Annotated in this window: 16 protein-coding genes and 3 pseudogenes; 15 read left to right on the plus strand and 4 right to left on the minus strand. The window is 56.4% G+C overall.

Annotation, left to right across the window (positions count from 1 at the left end):
• Positions 1 to 485 (plus strand): annotated as a pseudogene (locus ATY29_RS24060) (IS630 family transposase); the annotation flags it as partial.
• 114 nt (positions 486 to 599) lie between these two features.
• Here the strand turns inward: ATY29_RS24060 and ATY29_RS24065 are convergent.
• Both ATY29_RS24065 and ATY29_RS24070 read right to left on the minus strand, forming a co-directional pair.
• Complete coding sequence (locus ATY29_RS24065) at positions 600 to 1706, minus strand: NAD(P)-dependent alcohol dehydrogenase (RefSeq protein WP_016737436.1); 1107 nt, start codon at positions 1704 to 1706, stop codon at positions 600 to 602.
• A gap of 362 nt (positions 1707 to 2068) precedes the next feature.
• Positions 2069 to 2698: a 2,3-bisphosphoglycerate-dependent phosphoglycerate mutase gene (locus ATY29_RS24070; protein WP_008534389.1), complete on the minus strand. Its 630-nt coding sequence runs from the start codon at positions 2696 to 2698 to the stop codon at positions 2069 to 2071.
• 256 nt (positions 2699 to 2954) lie between these two features.
• On the opposite strand from ATY29_RS24070, the gene ATY29_RS24075 reads away from it, so the two are divergent.
• The 10 genes from ATY29_RS24075 (at position 2955) to ATY29_RS24120 (ending at position 17190) form a co-directional block, all read left to right on the plus strand.
• Positions 2955 to 4043, plus strand: coding sequence for a substrate-binding domain-containing protein (locus tag ATY29_RS24075; protein ID WP_016737437.1), 1089 nt, complete (start codon positions 2955 to 2957; stop codon positions 4041 to 4043).
• Between the two features lie 55 nt (positions 4044 to 4098).
• The gene (locus ATY29_RS24080; protein WP_016737438.1) at positions 4099 to 5628 is read left to right on the plus strand and encodes a sugar ABC transporter ATP-binding protein; all 1530 of its coding nucleotides are present in this window, start codon (positions 4099 to 4101) and stop codon (positions 5626 to 5628) included.
• A gap of 12 nt (positions 5629 to 5640) precedes the next feature.
• Complete coding sequence (locus ATY29_RS24085; RefSeq protein ID WP_004671512.1) at positions 5641 to 6582, plus strand: ABC transporter permease; 942 nt, start codon at positions 5641 to 5643, stop codon at positions 6580 to 6582.
• 5 nt (positions 6583 to 6587) lie between these two features.
• The gene (locus ATY29_RS24090; protein WP_029532395.1) at positions 6588 to 7586 is read left to right on the plus strand and encodes an ABC transporter permease; all 999 of its coding nucleotides are present in this window, start codon (positions 6588 to 6590) and stop codon (positions 7584 to 7586) included.
• Positions 7587 to 7644: 58 nt separating this feature from the next.
• Complete coding sequence (locus tag ATY29_RS24095; RefSeq protein ID WP_004671507.1) at positions 7645 to 8748, plus strand: NAD(P)-dependent alcohol dehydrogenase; 1104 nt, start codon at positions 7645 to 7647, stop codon at positions 8746 to 8748.
• 12 nt (positions 8749 to 8760) lie between these two features.
• On the plus strand, positions 8761 to 9072 hold the full coding sequence (locus tag ATY29_RS24100) for a putative quinol monooxygenase (protein WP_004671505.1): 312 nt from the start codon (positions 8761 to 8763) through the stop codon (positions 9070 to 9072).
• Positions 9073 to 9135: 63 nt separating this feature from the next.
• Positions 9136 to 10401, plus strand: coding sequence for an NAD(P)/FAD-dependent oxidoreductase (locus ATY29_RS24105; RefSeq protein WP_016737439.1), 1266 nt, complete (start codon positions 9136 to 9138; stop codon positions 10399 to 10401).
• A 295-nt stretch (positions 10402 to 10696) separates the two neighbouring features.
• Positions 10697 to 11662 (plus strand): helix-turn-helix transcriptional regulator, encoded by a 966-nt coding sequence (locus ATY29_RS24110; RefSeq protein ID WP_008534397.1) that lies wholly within the window; start codon positions 10697 to 10699, stop codon positions 11660 to 11662.
• Positions 11663 to 11954: 292 nt separating this feature from the next.
• A complete protein-coding gene (locus tag ATY29_RS24115) occupies positions 11955 to 14216 on the plus strand; it encodes a methyl-accepting chemotaxis protein (protein ID WP_016737440.1) in 2262 nt (753 codons plus the stop codon).
• 175 nt (positions 14217 to 14391) lie between these two features.
• Entirely contained in the window at positions 14392 to 17190 is a 2799-nt protein-coding gene (locus ATY29_RS24120; protein WP_085861366.1) for a sensor domain-containing protein, read from the plus strand.
• 761 nt (positions 17191 to 17951) lie between these two features.
• Here the strand turns inward: ATY29_RS24120 and groEL are convergent.
• Positions 17952 to 18161 (minus strand): annotated as a pseudogene (groEL, locus tag ATY29_RS24125) (chaperonin GroEL); the annotation flags it as partial.
• A 294-nt stretch (positions 18162 to 18455) separates the two neighbouring features.
• Between groEL and ATY29_RS24130 the strand changes: the two are divergent.
• Positions 18456 to 19375: pseudogene (locus ATY29_RS24130) on the plus strand (ArdC family protein).
• 774 nt (positions 19376 to 20149) lie between these two features.
• Here the strand turns inward: ATY29_RS24130 and ATY29_RS24140 are convergent.
• Positions 20150 to 20521 (minus strand): hypothetical protein, encoded by a 372-nt coding sequence (locus ATY29_RS24140; protein ID WP_037145471.1) that lies wholly within the window; start codon positions 20519 to 20521, stop codon positions 20150 to 20152.
• A 98-nt stretch (positions 20522 to 20619) separates the two neighbouring features.
• Here ATY29_RS24140 and ATY29_RS24145 point away from each other — a divergent pair, with 98 nt between their 5' ends.
• The 3 genes from ATY29_RS24145 to ATY29_RS24155 are packed head-to-tail and all read left to right on the plus strand — an operon-like array spanning position 20620 to position 22115.
• Complete coding sequence (locus tag ATY29_RS24145; RefSeq protein WP_018446357.1) at positions 20620 to 21156, plus strand: hypothetical protein; 537 nt, start codon at positions 20620 to 20622, stop codon at positions 21154 to 21156.
• 3 nt (positions 21157 to 21159) lie between these two features.
• Positions 21160 to 21819: a lysozyme family protein gene (locus tag ATY29_RS24150; protein WP_037145469.1), complete on the plus strand. Its 660-nt coding sequence runs from the start codon at positions 21160 to 21162 to the stop codon at positions 21817 to 21819.
• On the plus strand, positions 21816 to 22115 hold the full coding sequence (locus tag ATY29_RS24155; RefSeq protein ID WP_007636189.1) for a TrbC/VirB2 family protein: 300 nt from the start codon (positions 21816 to 21818) through the stop codon (positions 22113 to 22115). The genes ATY29_RS24150 and ATY29_RS24155 overlap by 4 nt, the downstream gene beginning before the upstream one ends.
• Positions 22116 to 22119: the final 4 nt, after the last annotated feature.

The following is a 22119-nucleotide window of genomic DNA, read 5'->3' on the forward strand; positions in this document are numbered from 1 at the left end:
GTCAAGACCAATATGACACGCACCTGCGGATGGTGTCAGCGGGGAGAGCCCCTCATTGCAGAAGTCCCTCATGTCATTGGAAGACACTGACCTTCCTGGCCGGCTTACGCCGCGATAGCATCGTTGCCCCCTTCGTCCTCGATGGTCCCATCAATGGCATCGCTTTCACCGCATGGGTTCGGCAATGTCTGGTCCCGACACTCAAAGCCGGTGACATCGTCATCCTCGACAATCTCGGAAGCCACAAAGGAAAGCCGGCCCGCGATGCGATCCGAGATGTCGGTGCACATCTCTTCTTCCTGCCGCCCTACAGCCCCGACCTCAATCCCATCGAGATGATGTTCGCAAAGCTCAAGACACTCGTCAGAAAGGCAGACGAACGAACCGTTGAAACAACATGGAGACGCATTGGAGAACTCTTGAAGACGTTCAGTCCCCAAGAGTGCTCCAACTACCTCAGACATGCAGGGTATGGTTCAAAATAAACCTGACAGACTCTAGAGCTTTTGCGTGGGCCCTGCCAGGCGTCTTGAGCACGGCTGTTCCGACGGATCGCATTTAATCGCGGTCCGTCTTGTCTTTCGAAAAGTCTCGCAAAACTAATGCTTCATGCGAAGGATCGGCTTAATGACTTTGCCGCTCTCGGAATCAGCCATCGCCTCGTTGATCTGGTCGAGGTCATAGAACTGAACCAGTTTGTCGAACGGGAAAAGTCCCTGCTGCCAATACTCGATCAACTGCGGGACGAACTCGGACGGAACGCTTTGTCCTTCGACAACGCCGATCAATGTGCGGCCGAAAAGGAAGTTCCCGATATCGATCGTGCCTTCAGTGCCGAGAGCGGACGAGCCAACGAGACCGCATGTTCCCGGCGTACCAAGGCAGTCGACTGCCTGACGGAAAACTCGCGGCGAACTCGTGCATTCCAAGCTGAAATCAACGCCTGCGGGGACGATCTTCCTGATCGCGGCAACGCTGTCCAATCTGCGGGCATTTATCGTGTGCGTCGCCCCGAGTTCGCGCGAAAGTTCCAGCCGTTCATCGTTCAAGTCGATCACGATGATGGTCGCGCATCCGGCGATTTTCGCGGCCATCGTAGCCGCCATGCCAACCGCACCAGCACCGAACACTGCTATTGACGAGCCGGGCTTCGGCTTGAGGCAATTCAGTACCGCGCCAGCACCGGTCTGAAGCCCGCACCCGAGCGGTCCGATCAACTCGAGTGGAACATCCTTTGCAACCTTCACGGCGTTTCGTTCGCTGGCGATGGCGTAGGTTGCAAATGACGACTGCTCGAAGAAGCAGCCACTAATCTGTTTCCCGTGAGAATCATGGATCGGGCAGGTGCCATCCGGACGAGTGCCGCGGAAATTGCGACCGAAGAAGTCCTCGCAGTAGAAAGGTGTACCGGAAAGGCACTTTTCGCACTTGCCGCAATAGGCGTAGCTCAAAGCAACGTGATCACCGGGCACAAGATCTTTAACTGCGCTCCCGACGGCCTCGACGACGCCAGAGCCTTCGTGTCCCAACACAACAGGTTGAGGTACGTCATATCCCTGGTCCCTGACCACCAGGTCGGTATGACATACCCCCGATGCGACGATGCGGACCAAAATCTCGTCTGCACGAGGTTCCTCAATCCCTATGCACTCCAAGATCAAGGGCTTCGCCTTTTCGCGCGAGACCGCCGCATATGCCTGCTTCATGTAACTGTCCTCCAAGGCTCACAACGCAATTCGCGCGAACGTACTCATCGTCAGACAATCAGTCAATAATTACTCTATAAATTAGATCAGTTCAACCGGAGCAGGGCTGCATTTTTGCAAAGTCACGAGTGAACGCTGATTTGAAGTGATCAAAGGGTTCCGATGCATGTTCGAAAGGGAGCATGCGTCTTGTCCCGCTTTGGGCTGAAAGATCGGCAGACGAAAATTTAGTAGCAACGTGTGAGGCGAGCCGGATGGCGTCGCTTGCCGACGTCGAGCCGGTTCTGAAGGCTATCGACAGCTTCGAGACACCGGTATTGCCAAGTTCAACCGACTACAAACGATGCTACTGCCAGCCAGGCTTAACAGACAGTACCAACCAGGACGTTAGTCTTCTCGATGATCGAGAGGTCCGACGCGATCCGGTATACAGTTGGCGCGGCGGTCGGTGACTCAATAGCGAGCGTATCCTGGATCGTGAGGCGTTCGATGCCCTGCTTTAGTGACCTGATCGTATTCCCGTGGGCCACCACAAGAACCGATTTCCCTCTCAACAAGGGGGGGAACACTTCGCTTATCAAAAAGGGCAGAACCCTCGCGCTTATGTCCCGTATGCTTTCTCCCCCAGGTGGTGGAGTGCTGTACGAGCGGCGCCAAACCTGGACAACATCCTGGCCCCACCGCTCACGTGCCACGTTCTTGTTGATGCCGGTGAGCTGTCCGTAGTCGCGTTCGTTCAACTCGGTTCTCCTGATTGGCTCCAGCAGATCGCCGTTGGTTTCGTTCAAAATCGCTCTGCAAGTGTCGACTGTGCGCAAGAGGGCAGAGCTAAACGCAATATCGAACGAGATGCCGAGGTTCGCGAGCAGTGAGCCGGCTCGCCTGCTCTCAGACCAGCCCTCCTGTGTGAGCGGAACGTCGCTCGTACCCGTGAACTCCCCGCGCGCGTTCCCTTCGCTTTGGCCATGCCGGACAATCACCAGAGTGGACATTCATAACCCTCCCATCGATTTAGCGAACACGAATATTGTCGCACTATCGGACAATCCGTCAAGTGCGACTATGTGCAAGTGAAAACAAAACGATGTCGAAAAAAACAAACGTCGAAGTTTATATTTATTGACAGATTGTCTGATAGTTCATACCAATGCACTCCGCCGTATTGAGGAGAGTCCGGCACGGCTTGGGAAGGCAAGGCTCTCGCCTTAACAGACAATGCCGCCCAGAGCGGCCGGAGGAGGAATTTTCATGAAGAGACGTACATTTCTACAAGCGAGCGGCGCAATTGCTGTAGCCGGCACGTTCGGAATGCCGGGGATTCTTCGCGCCGACGACGCGATCAGTCTCCTACCTGACACTTGGCCCTCCGAAGGCGCCAACCCAATTGTCGACGCGGGTAAGTTCAAGAAGTCAGGCCCGTGGAAGATCGGACACAGCCACTACGGCCTCGCTGGTTCAACGCATACCTACCAGACGGCGTTTGAAGCCGAATATGAAGTAAAAAAGAACAAGGATCGGATCGCTGATTACCAGTTCCGGAGCGCTGATCTCAATGCCTCCAAACAAGTTGCCGATATCGAGGATCTGATCGCCCAGAAGGTCGATGCGATCATCATCGCACCGCTAACCACCGGTTCCGCCGTCGAGGGCATCAAGAAGGCAAAGGCTGCTGGCATTCCAACCGTAGTCTATCTCGGACGCGTCGACACCGAGGAGTTTACGGTTCAGGTCCAGGGCGACGACTTCTATTTCGGGCGCGTGATGGCTCAGTTCCTCGTCGACAAGCTTGGCAACAAGGGCAAGGTATGGGTTCTGCGTGGCGTCGCCGGGCATCCCATCGATGCAGATCGTTATGCAGGCGCCATGGAAGTCTTCAGCAAGTCTGGACTTCAGATCACGTCGACCCAGCACGGAAGCTGGTCTTATGAGGACTCAAAGAAGATCGCCGAAAGCTTGTATCTCTCCGACCCCGATGTCGCGGGCATCTGGACCGATGGAGCCAACATGTCTCTTGGCGTTTTGGATGCCTTGCAGGAGGCTGGCGCCTCAACGATCCCCCCAATCACGGGCGAAGCACTTAACGGCTGGATGCGTCGTTGGAATGACGAAAAACTTTCCTCGATCGGTCCGATTTGCCCACCCGCTCTGTCTACTGCCGCGCTACGGGCCGCCTTCGCCTTGCTGGATGGGAAGCCGATTCAGCGTAACTGGACGAACCGCCCCAAGCCGATCACCGACGAGACGCTCTCCCAGTTCTATCGCGCAGATCTCACTGATGCGTACTGGGCGCCGACCGAAATGCCGAACGAAAAGCTCCTTGATTATTTCAAGGCTTGATGAACTACGGGCACGATCACTCGTGCCCGTATCCCTGTCGAAGATGGAAATTCCCATGAGCACGCTTGTCGAGATGGTCGGCATCAACAAATCGTTTGGTTTCACGAAAGTCCTTTCGGACGTTCGCTTTTCCCTGGAACGTGGCTCCGTGCACGCTCTGATGGGGGAAAACGGCGCGGGGAAGTCCACCCTGATGCGTATTCTGGCGGGGGTATATCAGCCGGGCGCAGGAAGTGTTCGGCTCCGCGGGGAGGAAGTCAATTTCCGTTCCCCTAAGGAGGCACGGTTGGCGGGAGTGTCGACGGTGTTTCAGGAGTTTACCCTGATCCCCAATCTCACCGTTGCTGAGAACATGTTCCTGGGCCACGAACCTCGTCGCATTGACGGTTCGATCGATAGCGTCGAGGTAGTGAAACGCGCTCGCGCTTTGCTGGCTGACGTATTTCCACAGCTCGACGCAACCGCGATCGTCGAGACACTGACTGTCGCGCAGCAGCAGGCAGTAGAGATCGCGAAGGGACTTACGTCGAACGCGGACGTATTCATCTTCGACGAGCCAACGGCGGCGTTGAACTCGACCGATGTCGCGCATCTTTTCAAGGTTATCCGCGACCTTAAGGCTCAACATAAGGCTGTCGTCTACATCTCTCATCGCATGAATGAAGTCTTCGAACTATGCGACACCATCACCGTCATGAAAGATGGCGCTTGGGTAAGGACTGCAAGAGCGGAGGACTTCAACTTGCAAACGCTGGTAGCGACAATGGTTGGTCGCGAACTTCAGAACTTCTTTCCGCCGCGCTCGCAGGCCACCGGAGCGGCAATGCTGGAGGTTTCGGACTTGCGCCTCGACGACAGCAGCTCGACAGTCACTTTCGTTGTCAGAAAAGGTGAAATCATCGGGCTGGCAGGGCTCGAAGGACAGGGCCAGCGAGAGATAATGCGTGCCATTGTGGGCGTTGAATCGCCAAAGGCCATCGCCGTGTGGCGTGCCGGCCCCGACAACAGCATGCATGTGGTGAATGTAGGGTCAGGGTTCGCTCGCGCGGTCGCATCAGGAATCGGTTTTATCCCTGAGGACAGGAAGCAGGAAGGGCTGTTCCTGCGCCTGCCTATCTACGACAACATCGCGCTGGGAAAACAGCTCAATCGGAATATGGCAAGCGTTGCGTGGCGATCGGTGTCGAAGGTCCGCGAGGTGATCAAGTCGTTACGAGTTGCGGCCGCCGATCCCAATGCGCCCGTAGGTAAACTCTCGGGCGGGAATCAGCAGAAGGTGCTGCTGGGCCGCTGGTTGCTCTCCGGAGTGGACATCCTCGTTATTGAGGAGCCCACGCGCGGCGTCGACGTCGGTGCAAAGGCAGAGATTTACAGATTGCTGCGGGACTTCAGTGATCGTGGCGGTGCTGTCGTGGTTTCGTCGCGCGAGCACGCTGAGCTTATAGGGCTCTGCGACAGCATTTTGGTCGTTCATGACAGGAAGATCGTCGGGCAGATGTCCGCAGAGGGGGCGACCGAGGAAAGAATCCTCGAGACTGCGCTGGGGGCGAGTGCGTCACCGGATCCCCGTGCTGCGGTGCATTGAGGAGGATAACTTATGAATTCATTTGCCAGTCGCCTGAAGCTCCCTTATCGCGCGGGAGCGATCGGGCTTTCCATTGGAACGCTCCTGGTGATGGTTGTCGCCTCGGTAATATTATTGCCGGACTTCATGGATCCGGAGAATTTGTCTAATCTCCTGGCGCAATCGACGGTGCTCGTCATCTCGGCTCTCGGTCAGACGTTCGTCATTCTCACTGGCGGCCTCGACGTGTCGGTTGGGTCCGTCATCAGTCTAACGACGACGATCATGACGCTTGATCTTCCTGAGATAACCCGCGTGCTTATCTGCATCGCGGTGGCGATGGGGTTCGGAGTAGCGAACGGTTACGGTGTCGCGCGCCTCAATGTACATCCAATCATCATGACGCTGACAACAATGGGCATCGGCCAAGGTATCGCGTTGATCATTTTGCCAATCCCAGGTGGGCGCGTTCCGGAGTGGCTTTCCGGCTCGGTAGCCGGATCCATCGGCCCCGTACCTAACTCATTGTTTTGGTTGATCACGGCATCGCTCTTCGCATCCTGGATTCTCTATCGTCGTCCCTTCGGCCTCTACCTCTTCGCTTCCGGCGGCAATGACTTCAACGCACGGATGAACGGTGTTCCCGTCGAGCGCACCATCATCAAAGCGTATGTTCTTTCCGCTCTATTCGCATGCGCTGCGGGGATGTTTCTTGCAGGTCGCCTTGCATCGGGTGATCCTAAGGGCGGCGCTTCATTCGGGATTGAGTCTGTAACGGCTGCAGCATTGGGTGGGGTCCACCTCGCCGGGGGCATCGGAAGCATTGTGGGAACCGTCGTTGGCGCGGCGATCCTCGGGACAGTGAATAATGTGATGAATCTGGCCAACGTCTCTGCATTTCTTCAGTCGGTCGTCAAGGGTGTGTTGCTTCTCGTACTCGTCGTTTCGCAGCGACGCAAAACAATCGGACTTTGAAAGAGATGGACTTCTCGATGACCACATCAGACTCGAAAACTGAAGCACCATCTCGCTTATTGAGGGGTAAGAGCGCCATTTCGTGGATACTCGGGCTACCGCCCGCATACTATGTGCTCGCAATCCTGGTTGCGGTTGCTCCAGCAGTGAGCGCCACGCTCATAAATCCCAACTACTGGTTTGTAATCCTCAAGCAGTCAGCGCCGCTCGGGATCGCGGTGCTCGCCCAGTCGCTTGTCATGCGGGTGCGATCCATCGATCTCTCTGTCAGCGGTATTTTCGCGTTCGCGATTTATCTGGCCAGCTCGGGCCAGCTCAACAACTATCCACCGCTAATGACCGTCCTCATGCCTGTTGTGATTGGGCTAGCTGTGGGGGGTGTAAACGGAATACTCGTAGCATACGTGCGCGCTTCTGCCGTTATCTCCACACTAAGTGTTTCGGCCATTCTGATTGGGATCGTCCAATACATGAGCGCCGGCCGCGCGCCCGGTTCAACGCCAAGCTGGCTTCGAATACTTACGAGCGGCAATATCCACGGCCTTTCCTATTCCGTGGTCCTGTGGATCGTCATCGCCGCCCTGATTTCTATCGCATTTCGCTTTCTCATCGTCGGGCGTTACTTCAGGGCCGTCGGCGACAATCCGAGGGCGGCGGAAACTACAGGAATTCCGTTGGCACGTACGATTTTTGTCTCGCACACGCTCGCGGGCGCCCTGACAGGCATCGCGGCCCTGGTCCAGGTATCCGCGTTGGCGGTCGGCACCATCAAGCCAGGCTTCGACACCTTCATGAATGCGCTCGCCGCCACGATCCTCGGCGGTGTGACGTTCGGCGTCGACCGGGGCGGCGTCGCCGGGCCGTTCGTTGCCGTCGTTGCCTTCAGCTTCCTGTTCGCGATGCTGACCGTCTTCGGCATCCAGGAGCCGGGCAAGCTTATCGTCCAGGGCGTGATCATTGCATTTGCCGCAATCATCTACGGTGCGCGCGCGGGTCGCGTCTAGTCCGTCGGGCCGATCAAGCCATTCCCGTAGCAATTGCGGGAGAACGCAGGAGAATATAATGGTGAAAATCACTGCGGCTGTCGCCGTGAAACCAAAGAGCCCGCTGGAATTCCGTGAACTCGAACTGGCTGACCCCGAAGGCAACGAGATCCTGGTTCGCACGGTTGCGAGCGGGATCTGCCACACGGACTTGCTGCTTCGCGACGGTATTTTTGGCCCGCCGGCACCGGTGATCCCGGGGCACGAAGGCGTCGGCGTCGTCGAGGCGGTCGGACCAGAAGTTCAGAGCCTCAAAGTGGGTGATCACGTCGCACTGAGCCAGAGCTCATGCGGATTCTGCGCCGACTGCCGCCGTTCTCACCCAATGAACTGCCAAAACTATACCCAGTACAATCTTACGGGGCTTCGTCCGAATGGTAAGAAGGCATTGCTCTGCGATGAAGTTGGCATTGGCAGCAATTTCGTGGGCCAGTCGTCCTTTGCGACGCATATCCTTGCGACTGAAAACAATGCAGCGCTTTTGCCGAAAACAGACCTCGACCTTACCGACGCTGCGCCACTCGGGTGCGGCATGGCAACGGGTGCAGGAACAGTGATAAACGCGATGAAGCCGGAAATAGGGTCGACGATAGCCGTTTTCGGCGCAGGTGCTGTCGGCATGGCCGCCGTGATGGCCGCCAAAGTTCGTCGGTGCAGCAAGATTATCATCATAGATCTGAATCAGCAGAGGCTAGACATGGCCATGGGGCTTGGTGCCACACATGCGATCAACGGCAAAGATCCCGACGTAGTCAACCAGATCCATGCGCTGACGGGCGGCGGTGCCGACTTCGCGATCGACGCAGTTGGCATCATTCCGGTTATTCTGAACTCGATCAAGTGCACCCGTGCCGGCGGGCACGTTGTCTTGCTCGGCCTCGACGCGCTCGGGAACGACATTCCCATCCCCCTCGATCTAATGGTGTTCAATCGCAAGATCCAGGGTGCGATCCTTGGTGATCAGATTCCACAGCTGTTCATTCCGCAGATGATGGATCTTAATCAGGCTGGGCTTTTCCCCTTCCAAAAATTGATCACCAAGTATCCCTTCGAGAAGATCAACGAAGCGATCGCGGACGCCGAAGCCGGGCGAGTGATCAAGCCGGTCGTCGTTTTCAATTAGGAGCCAGCGCAAATGACATCGAAGAAGTCAGAGGAACAGCACCTTGTCGTGGAATTCAAAACCACGTCCCAAAATCGAAATCGCGTAAAAGAACTCCTTCAGGAATTCATTGGACCCGCCCGCGAAGAGTCTGGTTGTCTCTACTACGACCTCTACCAGCGGTCGGACGATCCGAACACTTTCATCATCTTAGACGGCTGGCAGAATGAGGCGGCTGTCGTTGGCCATGGCGAACATCCTAATGTCAAGCGGGTGCTGGAGCCTCTTCTTCCACTGTTGGTGAGTCCACCGTCGATTAATGTAAATACCCGTATCAGCGACTGATCGGGCGCAATGGCCATTTCTACGAGGCGCGCGCCCCGAGCGCGCAGGTTTGAGGGAGACGAAATGGATACGCATCGAGTTGTCGTAGTCGGCGGTGGCTTTGCCGGACTCCAGTTAGCGAAGGACCTCAAGTGTCCCGACACTTCCATAACGATCGTCGACAGGCGCAACCATCACCTCTTTCAACCGCTCCTCTACCAAGTTGCCACGACTGTATTGGCAACCTCGGAGATAGCCTGGCCCATCAGAGCATTGTTCAGAGGACGAAAGGATGTATCGACGCTGCTGGGCGAGGTTGTTGGCGTTGATACCGAGGCACGCGTAGTATCGCTCAAGGATGGGAATGCTATTCCCTATGACACGCTCGTTCTCGCGACAGGTGCAAGGCACGCCTATTTTGGCCGGGACGAGTGGGAGCCGTTTGCGCCCGGGCTAAAGGCACTCGAAGACGCGACGACCATCCGGCGGCGGCTTCTTCTCGCGTTTGAGAAGGCCGAATTGGAGACTGATCCCGAACGGCGGAAGGCAATGCTCACGTTCAGCATAATCGGAGCAGGCCCGACAGGCGTGGAGATGGCTGGGATTATAGCGCAACTGGCCCAACGAACCCTTGTTGAGGAGTTCCGTAGCATCGACACCAGATCGGCGCGCATCCTTCTCATCGAGGCAGGTCCACGTGTCCTACCCGTGTTCCCGGAAGCACTTTCGAGATATGCCGAGCAGTCGCTAATCAAGATGGGCGTCGAAGTGAGAACAGGCATTCCCGTGACGGCATGCAACGAGAACGGCATCGCGATCGGAGATGAGTTCGTTTCAAGCCGGACCGTCATCTGGGCTGCGGGGGTGCAAGCGTCGAACGCCGCCGCCTGGGTCGGTGCTGAAAAGGACAGGGCGGGTAGGGCGGTCGTGCAGCCAGATCTGACTGTTGGCGGTAAGCCCGAGATTTTTATTATTGGAGATACTGCCTCCGTGAAGGCCGCTGATGGAACACCCGTCCCCGGAGTGGCTCCCGCCGCCAAACAGCAAGGCAAATATGTCGCTTCGGTAATTGAAGCACGACGTCTGGGTACACCCACTCCAAGTGCGTTCAGATATAGGCATCTGGGAAACCTGGCTACCATCGGGCCGAATTCGGCTGTTATCGACTTCGGGAAAATCCGGCTCAAGGGCGGAATTGCATGGTGGATTTGGGGGCTTGCCCATATCTACTTCCTGATAGGTACGAGGAGCAGATTGGCAGTGGGACTAAGCTGGCTATGGATCTTTGTTTCCGGCCATCACTCCGCACGTTTGATCACGCAAAAAGAAACCTTAAAGGATGAGGTTTAGTCGCTAGCGCGAGCACGCCCGAGTCTGCTGGGCCGTGAATGGAGACCATCAAAGGCCAGACATTTGGGAATCGGTTGCGAAGCGATGGTTGGCAGCAGGTAACAATTCTGTCGGAGTTCCATATATAACAATGATTGATCTTCGCACTATCAACTTAGGCGACTTCGACTGCGTCGAATTCACGGCGAGGACTGGCCGCGACAAGTCAATTGCCCTGTCCGCCTGTCGTTAGCGATAGGCGGGCCTCATGCTTGAATACCGTTTCGGGAAGAAGTGATGATGTGGAGAGTTGAGAGTGTCCCCCTCTAAGATTGACCATTTCTCGCTCAAAGGTACCTGCAGCGAGGAACTCGCGGCAGCGCTTTCGAGGCTTTCCCCGCAATCTGAAGCGCATGTACATGGCGATAAGACGATCGCCTACGATGTACATGCGATTACCAATGGTCCGATTGCGGTTATTGCCGCGCACTACGAGGGCGACCTAACGGTCCAGCACCGGGGACCGGCGGAGGCAAACATCATCATGCTTCCACTACATGGGCGATCGGTCGTTACCGTTGACGGCAGACAAATCCCGTCAGAGGGAACGCGGGGCGTTTTCGTGAACAGTATGTCGGCGAGTACGACCCAATTCATTGGGCCAAGGAAACATTTGGGGCTTAGGATCGCCCATGATGAGCTGACGCGCCGTTTGGGATGTCGGCTCAATACGCCAATAAGAGGCAGCCTCGATTTTTCGCCAGAAATCGACCTATCGGTCGGGTTCGGCTCCCTTTTGGTTCAACTGGTACCAGTGCTGTATGCTGGATTACGAGACGGAACCCTCCTTCAATCACCGATAGCACTTCATCACCTCACTGAAACGACGATGGAGCTTTTGATCGAAGCTGCGCAGCATCGCTACTCATCTGAGTTATGCCGCGTTGCTGAATCACCCTTACCCAAGGCCGTTAAGCGGGCGGTCGACTATATGCGTGCCAATATTACTCGGCCGCTATCTCTTGAGGAAATCGCAACGGCTTGTGGCGTAAGCCGACGCACTCTTCAAAGCGGTTTTCGCAACTTTCGGAATACGACCCCTCTGGCATTCCTGCAGCACCTACGGTTGGAATTAGTGCATCAGGAACTGATGACAGGCGAACCTGGCCTCTCGGTCACGCAGGTCGCTCTGAAATGGGGCTTCGTGCATAGAGGCAGATTTTCTGCGGACTATCGCAAGCGCTATGGGGTACTTCCCTCGGAAACATTGCGTATATCATAAGCAGATTGCGCCGACCGAGCTACGATCAGCCGGCACGCTCGACTGTCCTCAAGGCTTGTAGCAACAGCACTCTCCAGAAAATCCGACTGCCTCGGCCCAAGATCTGTCTTGCAGATGATCCCCTGAACGCGACGATGTTCCGATCTGCGCAACGCAGTTCAAGACCACTACAGGGGTTAATCTTATAGTAATTATGCCGAGGTCATCTCACACATAGCGGTCAATGTCGCAATGTTCTGGACCGCGTCGCTAATGGAAGCCGGTGTAATTTATAGTCGTCTATGAGGAACATATGTCGAGACTGCCGCTATCTCTACTTTTAATGATTTTGGCAATTATCCCGTTGACGGCGTTCGTAATCATCGGAGTATCAACATCACTGGGATATTACCGAGAATACTCTACCTTCCGCAGCGCACAAACAACGCAGCGACTTGGGCGGGAAGGCGGATTCCTCGCCCAAGCTATAGCGGCGGAAGCGTTTGCAGGCGCCGACGTGCGTCGGGCAAAGCAAGCTGCATCGGACAGGGCTTTTACAGCGGTCTTTTCCGCTTACGACTCTTGGAAAAAGGCATTCGACGATCCGGCCATAGAACGGGCGGTACAGATCATTCGTGAAAGGCGGGACAATATCGATAGCTTCCGCCGGCGCGTCGATGACGGAACGGCTAGCGAGGCGGAGGGAGCTGTTGCTTTGCGCCCAGCTGCCCTTGCGGGCTTGGAGCTCGTCCGTCGCACTGGGGCGACTGTCAATGATTTGGATTTAGCACGCCAAATTACCGGTTTTCACGCGCTCATGCAGATCACGGAAGCTAGTTTGCTGGAGATCAGGCCCGGCCGAGCCTACGTCAAAAATTCAGCCATGTCCGTCGATCTATTTTCGTCCCTCTTACAGTCAAAAAATCTAAAGCAGCTTTATGTGCCTGCGATGCAGGAATTTCTCCCCGCCGATCTCGTCAAATCTTATGACGACTTCGAGGCCAGCGCCGCAGGCAAGTTCATCGCGGGCGTTCGCGATCAGATGTATGCAAACCAGCCGGGCGTTTCCTTCCCCCCCGAGACGTTGGATCGATGGAATGAAATCACCCAACAGCGGGCTGCTTTGTTGACCGCACTCATTATGCGCACCGGCGACGAGTTGGACGAGATGGCATTTCAGCGTTACGCCGATCTTCGCAATGCCTTTATCGGCTACTCCGGCGCCACGCTTCTGATCATGTCTACGGTACTCATTTTGTGCATTTCGGTCGTTCGGAGAATTTCAAGCTCCATTCGGACTCTGACAAGCCGAATGAAGGCACTCGCAGAAGGCGATACGTCGGCGCCGGTGCCCTTGACAATCCGACGCGACGAGATCGGGGACATGGCGCGTTGCCTTGAGTTTTTCCGCGGCGCGGCCATACAGAAAAGTAACCTGGAGACATCCGCGGAAGCTGAGCGCATTCGTTCTGACCAAGAGAAGCTGGATATTCAGGTAAGAGCGGAAAAAGAAGCAGAAGAGCGCCTCATCCGAGCGACGACGGCATTGGCAACCGGGTTGAAGCGGATGGCGGATGGAGACTTGATTTATGAGATTGAGGAGCCGTTAGCGCCACAGTTTGAAAGTTTGCGCAGGGATTTCAACGCTTCCATTCGTCAGCTCCGGGACGTGCTTGTTACCGTCGGCCATTCAGTCGAAACGGTCACGAATGGCAGCTCGGGCGTCTCGGCCGCATCTGAAAATCTTTCAAGACGCACGGAGCAGCAGGCGGCTTCGCTCGAGGAAACTGCAGCGGCGTTGGAGGAGATAACCGTCAACGTTGCATCGACCACGAAGAGGACGGCTGAGGCGCGCGGAGCCGTCCAACAGATGCGAAATCATGCGGAAATGTCCGGTCGGGTTGTACGCGATGCTATCGGCGCCATGAATCGCATTGAAAACTCCTCCAAGCAGATTTCCCAGATCATCAGCGTCATCGACGCGATCGCCTTCCAAACGAACCTCCTGGCGCTCAACGCCGGCGTCGAAGCAGCGCGTGCTGGCGACGCGGGAAAAGGCTTTGCGGTTGTTGCCCAGGAGGTCAGGGAGCTTGCACAGCGCTCAGCGACAGCGGCAAAAGAAATCAAGGATCTCATCGGCAATTCAGCTCTTGCCGTCGACGAAGGCGTAAGGCTCGTGAGTGAAACCGGATCGGGCCTGAGAACGATTGAAGAGCTTGTGCAGGATGTAAATCTTCATATGGACGCAATCGCAACGGCCTCCCAGGAACAATCGTCGGGCCTGCGCGAGATTAACGGCGCGGTTAACCATATGGACCATGCCACTCAAGAAAATGCGAGCATGGTCGCGGAGATGAATACTGCAGGATCGCACCTCGCTCAAGAGAGCCAAAGCCTAGCCGCACTGTTGAAACATTTCCATTTCAAAGACGAGAGCGGGAAGCCACAAAAGGTCACGGGCGAACTTGGCAAGAGCTTCCCGCCCGGTCAGACAATGGTTGACCGCGGAGACTATCCGATGCGCCGTGGTAACCTGGTGCTCGCGCCTTCGAATGATGATTGGCAAGCGTTCTAAATGATATGGGCGGCGTCGCCGACCACATGCAAATACACGTCTTTGATGATTCTGAATGAGAGCGATATCCCGGTGGGGTAGCGGCATGGTACTCCGCCAAATGACTTGTGCGGTCCTAACAAAATGCTGGCTTGACGCATGATTGCTCAGCCACGTGACAAAGCAGGACAGGCACATGAAACACGTACGTCAATCGGAACGCACATCCCGCCCCGAACAGCCTGTGGAAGTGCAGATGGCGACTGATGCTCAAATCGACCAGGGGCGTGGAGCCTTCCGCAACGCGGTCAATGCCAGCCCTCCGCTTGCCACGGGCACGGCCCCGCCATTTTCGGAAGCCTCCGCTGTCCGGCCATCGCACGGTCACGACGCAGATGTCGCAAGTCTGAAGCAACCGTTTGAGAAGGCTTTCCGGGCGAATCCCCGGCATCCTGCGACAAACGTCGACTTGCCATTCAACGCCGAAGAGATGTCGAGTGCCGTCGTACTCGACGCGATCCCGTTACCCGTCTTCTTCAAAAACAGAGATGGGATACACCTTGGTTGCAACAGGGCCTTCGAAAGCTTCTCCGGCCGCTCAAAAGGAGATATTATCGGAAAAACCGTTTTCGATTTGGTGCCCGCACCCATAGCCGAGACGTATGCCGCGTTGGACGAGGCGCTTTTTGCAAATGGCGGTGTTCAGCAATATGAAGCAAAGGCCACCACCGAGAATGGTGGTGTCGTTGATCTTTTACTCAGCAAGACCGCAATCACTGATATCGCTGGTAACAGGATCGGCTTGGTTGGCGCGATGTTGGACATCACAGAGCGAAAACGTGCGGAGCATGATCTCAAAGAGGCTCTTGAATTCGCAGAGGGAATTATTGCCGCCATTCCTGACGTTCTGTTCGAGGTAAATGCCGACGGTCGCTACCTGCAGGTCTGGGCAAGGAATCAGGAGATCCTGGCGCAGCGAAAAGAAGTGCTGCTCGGCAAGCTTGTCCGCGATGTGCTCCCTCCAGATCAGGCCGACATCGCTATGCTGGCTCTTGAAGAAGCCGATGAAACCGGCGCCTCCTACGGTCGTTGTGTCCGTATAGCCCTACCAAACGGCGAATCCCGTTGGTTTGAACTGTCGGTCGCAAGGCGACCAAGCAGCAATCACTCAACCGTCACTTTTCTGGTGTTATCTCGCGATATTACCGAACGAAAGCACGCCGAGGGCACAACTATTGAAGCTCGGGCTCGCCTCCTAAGTGTCCTGCAGACCATTCCGGATATGGTATGGCTGAAAGACGTAACAGGCAAATATCTGTTGTGCAATCATGCCTTCGAAGAATTGGTCGGCAAGGCAGAAGCGGAAATCGTCGGGAAAACGGATTATGACCTGTTTACTCCCGAACTCGCCCAGTTTTTTCGTGACAAGGATGAGGAGGCCATGCAAGCCGGCCGTATTCTCATCAATGAGGAACGGTTTACCGCTCACGAGGACGGTCGATCAACGCTTTTGGAGACTCGTAAGGTTCCGGTATTCACGGGGGGAAAGCTGATGGGGATCCTCGGCGTCGCCCGCGATATCACCGAACTGGACACGTCCCGTAAGAAAATCCATCAGATGGCATTCTACGATTCTCTGACCGGCCTGCCTAACCGGACACTTTTCAATGAACGGCTACGCGAGATGATCGGGGACGCGGCTTCGGCGGGCCAGCGAGCCGGGGTGATGCTGATCGACATGGACCATTTCAAAGCGATCAATGACACTATGGGACATCCCGTCGGTGACGAGTTACTGCGGCAGGTGGCGACACGCATGAAAAAAGGCGTCCGTGCCAGCGACACCGTGGCGAGACTCGGTGGAGATGAATTTGCAGTCTTGCTGCCCAATGTTCAGGACAATGACGATTTGGCTCAAATTGCCAGCAGAATGCTTGCCGCATTCGGCGAACGCTTCATGCTTTCCGACAGGGAGATCTTTGTATCCTGCAGCATCGGGATATCGGTATTTCCAAATGACGGCGACGCTCCCGACGATTTGGTGAAATATGCGGATTCTGCGATGTATTTGGCGAAGCGCTCGGGGCGTAGCAACTTCCGCTTCTACTCAAAGGATCTCACGATTGGGGCTGAAAAGCGCCTAGCGCTAGAATCAGACCTACGCCTAGCTTTGAAACATGAGCAACTTGAACTCCATTATCAGCCAAAGGTCCTATTGGACAACGGAAAGGTGATCGGTTCAGAAGCACTGCTACGATGGCATCATCCGAAGATGGGATTGATCCCTCCGGGAGAATTCATAGGTGTCGCCGAGGAAACGGGATTGATCATCGATCTTGGACGATGGGTGCTGCATGAGGCGTGTTGCACGGCTGCCGTCATGAATGCAGATGGACTGCCCCCGCACAAGATTGCGATAAATTTGTCTCCTAAGCAGTTTCAATGCCCGCGTTTGTCGCAAACGGTGGCGGACGTATTGCAGGAAACCGGTTGTCGTGCGGAGTGGATCGAGGTTGAAATAACTGAGAGTCTCCTGCTCCATAACTGCGAGGGCGTTTCGACGACACTCTCTCAATTGCATGCGAGCGGAATTTCCATAGCGATCGATGATTTCGGCACCGGCTACTCATCTCTGAGCTATTTGGCTAACTTTCCCATTGATACCCTCAAAATTGACCGGTCATTCATCAATCGATCCGACAAGCGAAGTAGAGAACTGGTCAAGGCAATTCTCTCAATTGCGCGCTGCCTAGGGCAAAATGTAGTCGCTGAGGGCGTGGAGACGGTCGATCAAGAAAAATTCTTGGCTGAAAGCGGCTGCGCTGTGGCACAGGGGTTCTACTATAGCAAGCCCATCCCGAAGTCCGAACTTCTCGCTGCAAACGCAGTGCCCGAGTTCTCTCGCGGTGATTCCCATCTTACGCCGATGCCCGCAGAGGAAGGGGTGGCACTCATGCGCTTGCCTCCCGCATCTGTTGGGACCCGAACCGCGTGAAGCCTACGGCTAACAGCGCGCAGGATCCACGCCACCTGCGGCGCTGTTTATACCGCACTCATCCAACGGAAGCCCAAACTACTCTGGGCGATTGGATAAAACGCGGACCAACAGGAACTACTGAAAACTTCAGGTGCTTTGATGTTCCGAAATATGCAGGCCCTGTACCGAATTGCGCGACGAAACATACGTTGACGTGTTTTCGCTTTCGATTGCCATTGCAAAGACTTGCCCAGTACAATCTACTATTCAGAGTCAATATCGTCAAAAGCATAACCGTGCAAAAGCTCATCCCATTTCCCCATCCGAATAGAAATTCTGCGGATTTGAAAAGTTCAACTGCGAATTCGAATGGCTCCGGACATTTCGACATCATCCAATCGCTGAAATCGGAACTTCACGATTTGGCTAGTGCCGTAAATCAGTTGGAGGCGCTATGTGAGTCATACCGATCCCAAGTTGATACGTGCTCGCAACCTGACTGAACGACTGAGCGTCCGCGCTTGTCATCGTATTCCCTATGACCCTCTCTGGGCGTGGCGGCCAGTGGTTCGTTGAATCTTGCCAAACGTTCCCGGATCCCACCACTTCCCGAAGACGGGAGCTTCAATTCGATCAACTCGAAACTTTCGGCCATTTGAACGGGTGGCGGAAAAAAACGCCAGCGATTGCACCGTGATTTCGTAATGGTTCTGCCTATTTGCTGAAGGCGGTCGGCCGATTGGAATGCTCCATCAGACCTCAACTTACCGGCAGCAAGGCTGCAGGTTCGATAGCTTCTTTTCGTGGATGAGGATATACGGATCCTCGAACTCTACCCGCATCTTGTCCTGGTTGGCGACGAAGTAGGGGCTGAGGTACGCGGTCGAATTGCATGCGCGCGAAGACCACGAGTTTGGTCTCGGCGGTCTTGGCTTCCTCGACGAAATGGCACTCTCGTTGCTAACCTTCTCCATTGCGTCGACGAGGAACGGCCGCGCAAGGTCGATGCCACGCTTCGGGTCCATCGATTCATCCCGGACGCTCCCGCCTTGCGTAATAGACTGGATTTTTCATTTCTGCCTGGGTTTCAAACCAGTCTCGCCGTGGTGTTGCTGCATCCCGTCCTGCCCCGGCTTTTGGTCCTGCCAGGCTCGCGCCGCCCACAACGGCTTTGCCGTCCTCCACTTCGTTGCGGCCCTGCGGGTGCGGGCCGCGCTTGCAGCCCGGCTTTTGGGCCGCCGTAGCAGGTCGCGATGGCCGCGACCTCGAACGGAGGTTCAGACATGAACAGGCAGCAATCCAATCAACGATCCGATATCTACAGCCGCATCACCACCAAGATCATCGCCGATCTCAAACAGGGCGTCCGTCCATGGACCAAGCCGTGGACGGCGGGAGGCGGGACGGCCGAGGTCAGCCGGCCACTGCGCCACAACGGCCAACCATACACCGGCATCAATGTTCTGCTCCTCTGGTCTGAAGCCATCGCCCGCGGCTTTGCATCGCCAAGGTGGATGACGTTTCGTCAGGCAATCGAGCTTGGCGGCGCCGTTCGCAGGGGCGAAACCGGCACGACCGTCGTCTTTGCCAGCTCTTTCATCCGCGCCGAGAGGACGGAGACAGGCGCCGAAATCGAACGGGATATCCCCTTTCTCAAAACCTACACCGTGTTCAACACCGATCAGATCACCGGGCTCAATGGCCTTGCCCATTCCATCGGGCCTGACCAGGATTGGATGAGCCGCATCGGTGCTGCCGGCCGCTTCTTTCCAATACCGGCGCCCTGATCCGCCACGGTGGATCGGCGGCCTATTATGCTCCTGCTCGGGACTACATCCAGATGCCATGCGTCGACGCCTTCCGGCACGATGCCTCCTACGTCGCCGTCCTCAGTCACGAGATGACGCACTGGACGGCTGCACCGCGAAGACTCGATCGGGATCTGAGCCGCTATGCGAAAGACAGGAGCGAACGCGCCCGCGAAGAGCTCATTGCCGAACTTGGTAGCTGCTTTCTCTGCGCCGATCTTGGTGTCGTTCCAGAGCTCGAACCGCGCCCCGACCACGCAAGCTATCTCGACAGCTGGCTCAAGGTTCTCGGCAACGACAAGCGCGCCATCTTTTCAGCGGCAGCTCATGCGCAACGGGCCGTCGACTACCTGCATGACCTGCAGCCGGATCTCAACAAGGAGGAGGCGGCTTGAGCCGCCTCCTTATCAGCCACCCGGACGCCGCCCACTGCCGCGACCCGACGGCCGCAAGCTCCTATCCCGCGAACCGGCGTCTAAAATCGTCACGCATTGACCTCGCGCAGCTAGTGGGGCGTATTCACCGGCATATTGAAGTGACGCGCGAAGTATTCCGACGGCGTCGTCATGCGGCCCCGTGGTGAGAACCAGCGCATCCCCTCGACCGTCGATGCTGAAAATCACGCGACTGTCCAGGCTTGCAACCTCCTCCGGCAGATCCTCCCTTAGCATCGCGATGGCGGAAGCCATCGTCCGCCGAGGGCGAACGAGAACGATGTCCCGCGCGAAGGAGTCGTCGTGCGTAGCATCGAGAGAAGCGTTGATGACAGCGGGTCGTCGGATGATTTATTTGGAACTAGCAAAAAATATTGCTTTGGCGCCCTCACCGGTAGGTCATGTTCCAGCCGAGTTCGCCGGTGCGCAACGCGCTCCATATGCTGAGCGGCGACGGAGATAGGGAACGCACGGGCGGGGGCAGTCGGTCCCGCCTCCCTTGACGGCCGCTATGCTGAGGCTCCTGCGGCTGCCCTTGTTCCGCCCTTAGCGGGGCGAGAATTCCCGAAATCCGCCTCACGGCGCCGCTATGCTGATTTCTCCGATACTCTTCATTGTTTGATTGGAACCCGCCTGCGGGCGGGTTGCCCGATCGTCACTGATGGCTGCCTGCAGCCATGCGATCGGGAGTTGTGAGTGATTCGCCATCTCGCCTTATCAGTCATCGAAAATCAGTCAGTTTAATCCCGCTTCCTGGCTGGCGCGGAAAGAGCTCAGCTTGCTCAGGAGGTCCTGCGAGATCTCGAATTGCCGTGCCGTCCCCCGGCCCATGGAGTTCTTTCCCATCGTCTCCACCAGCATTCCCCGCTTGACCAGAAGATCGACCGTCTCCTTCACGCCGCTTCGCGTCAGCTCGGTAATCTCGATGATATTCGAGAGGGTTAGTTTCTGGTGAGCCTGGGTCATCGTGTAGAGGATCGTCATCATGCCGATCTGCTTCAGCCTCGCCTGCGGGGTCTCGTCCTCCAGCGGATGGTCGAGGATCTCATGGAGAATGAGCCCCGAGAAGGCAAGGTTGTGCCACTGCGTTTTAATCGCGCTTGTCATGTCATTTAACTGTGTTATATAGATCAGTATAAACCTGGGCGAGCAAAGCGGGTTCTCCTGAACGCAATGGGACGCCGTCGTCTCGAAGGATCCTGTTCATGAAAAGCCTTCTCCTGAATTCACTGCTTACGGTCTGCTTCGTTGCGCCACCCTATCTTATTTTCGGCAGTAAAGCGCGGGCCGAGGATTGGGGATGCCAGGTTATTCTATGCCTTTCCAATCCCGGCGGGCCGACGCAATATGCAGAATGCCGGCCGCCGATCCAGAAGCTGTGGCGGGAGCTTGCCGAGGGGCACTCATTCCCGACCTGTAGCGGCGTCGGTTTTCAGAGTTCGCGGCCTGGCTATGAACCCTATTATTGCGATGCGGGGTACAAGCTCACGACTGATAGCGGTCGCGGCGGTCGGCAAGCAACCTGCGTATCGACATCGCCGCAGCCGGTGAGCAACAGCCTCTGCTGGGATGGGAACGACTATACTTCCCGCGACAATTCGGTCCTGTCGCCACATTGGCAGCGCGTGGACGGGCACCGCCAGTGCATCGGCTATCCGACAACGCGCCCGAATGTGCGATCGCAGCCGCACTATGTCGATGTCACCATCGACGGCGCCGGTAAACAGCGCGTTTGGTATTGACCGATGGGTGCTGCATTCGTCGAAATCGCGCAAACCTGCGCGCCGATGGTTCAGGTGGAGACGCTGGCCGGCATTGTCAGCCTTGAGAGCCGGTTTCAGCCCTTCGCCATCCGCATCAACAGCGGCCCACCACTCGCTGCTCAACCCGCATCGAAGGCGGAGGCGATCGAGGTCACGACGTCTCTGATTGCCGATCACCAGGATATTCAGATCGGGCTCGGCGGTATCGCGATAGAGGCGCTTCAAAAATTGAAGCTATCCGTCGCCGACGCCTTCGATCCCTGCCTGAGCCTCAAGGCGACGGCCACGCTTCTCGACGGATACTACCGCGCCGCTTTACACGCGGGGGATTCTGCTCAGGCCGAAAGGGTGATGCTCCAGTCCTACTATGGCCGCGATGATCCATCTCTCGGCGCCATGGTCAAATATGACAGGCAGGTACGCCAGGAAGCAAAGCGGTTATCGCCGATGCTTGACTCGCTCACCATCGGCGAGCCCGATAGCCGGATCGGGCCTGGAGAGCAGCCGCAAGATGAGGCGGCGCCGGCGCTTGCGAAACAATCCTCCCAAACCGTCGAGGCCGCATCCTGGGACGTGTTCAGCTCAGGGCGGCAATCCTCGGTTCTCGTTTTCCAGAATGATCGATCGGAGCAAAGTGAATGATCTCCAAAGCCCCTCTTCGCCCCCTTGCCGCATCCACGCTGATGGCGGCCGCCATTGTCATCTGCCTGGTCGAGCCAGCCTTCGCCCAGGCCGCCGGTATCGAAACCGTCTTGCAGAACATCGTCGACATGCTGACCGGCAATATCGCCCGTCTGCTGGCGGTCATCGCCGTCATCATCATCTGCATCGCCTGGATGTTTGGCTACATGGATTTGAGGCGGGCCGGCTTCTGGATTATCGGGATCGGCGGCATTTTTGGCGCCACCGAACTGGTCAACACCATCGTCGGGAATTGAGCGC

Origin of the sequence: Rhizobium hidalgonense, from assembly GCF_002914525.1 — a bacterium.
Lineage (GTDB): Bacteria > Pseudomonadota > Alphaproteobacteria > Rhizobiales > Rhizobiaceae > Rhizobium > Rhizobium hidalgonense.

Coding starts and splice junctions, on each gene's coding strand:
- ATY29_RS24065 (WP_016737436.1), bottom strand. CDS start 1,706: ATGAAGCAGGCATATGCGGCGGTCTCGCGCGAAAAGGCGAAGCCCTTG.
- ATY29_RS24070 (WP_008534389.1), bottom strand. CDS start 2,698: ATGTCCACTCTGGTGATTGTCCGGCATGGCCAAAGCGAAGGGAACGCG.
- ATY29_RS24075 (WP_016737437.1), top strand. CDS start 2,955: ATGAAGAGACGTACATTTCTACAAGCGAGCGGCGCAATTGCTGTAGCC.
- ATY29_RS24080 (WP_016737438.1), top strand. CDS start 4,099: ATGAGCACGCTTGTCGAGATGGTCGGCATCAACAAATCGTTTGGTTTC.
- ATY29_RS24085 (WP_004671512.1), top strand. CDS start 5,641: ATGAATTCATTTGCCAGTCGCCTGAAGCTCCCTTATCGCGCGGGAGCG.
- ATY29_RS24090 (WP_029532395.1), top strand. CDS start 6,588: ATGGACTTCTCGATGACCACATCAGACTCGAAAACTGAAGCACCATCT.
- ATY29_RS24095 (WP_004671507.1), top strand. CDS start 7,645: ATGGTGAAAATCACTGCGGCTGTCGCCGTGAAACCAAAGAGCCCGCTG.
- ATY29_RS24100 (WP_004671505.1), top strand. CDS start 8,761: ATGACATCGAAGAAGTCAGAGGAACAGCACCTTGTCGTGGAATTCAAA.
- ATY29_RS24105 (WP_016737439.1), top strand. CDS start 9,136: ATGGATACGCATCGAGTTGTCGTAGTCGGCGGTGGCTTTGCCGGACTC.
- ATY29_RS24115 (WP_016737440.1), top strand. CDS start 11,955: ATGTCGAGACTGCCGCTATCTCTACTTTTAATGATTTTGGCAATTATC.
- ATY29_RS24120 (WP_085861366.1), top strand. CDS start 14,392: ATGAAACACGTACGTCAATCGGAACGCACATCCCGCCCCGAACAGCCT.
- ATY29_RS24140 (WP_037145471.1), bottom strand. CDS start 20,521: ATGACAAGCGCGATTAAAACGCAGTGGCACAACCTTGCCTTCTCGGGG.
- ATY29_RS24145 (WP_018446357.1), top strand. CDS start 20,620: ATGAAAAGCCTTCTCCTGAATTCACTGCTTACGGTCTGCTTCGTTGCG.
- ATY29_RS24150 (WP_037145469.1), top strand. CDS start 21,160: ATGGGTGCTGCATTCGTCGAAATCGCGCAAACCTGCGCGCCGATGGTT.
- ATY29_RS24155 (WP_007636189.1), top strand. CDS start 21,816: ATGATCTCCAAAGCCCCTCTTCGCCCCCTTGCCGCATCCACGCTGATG.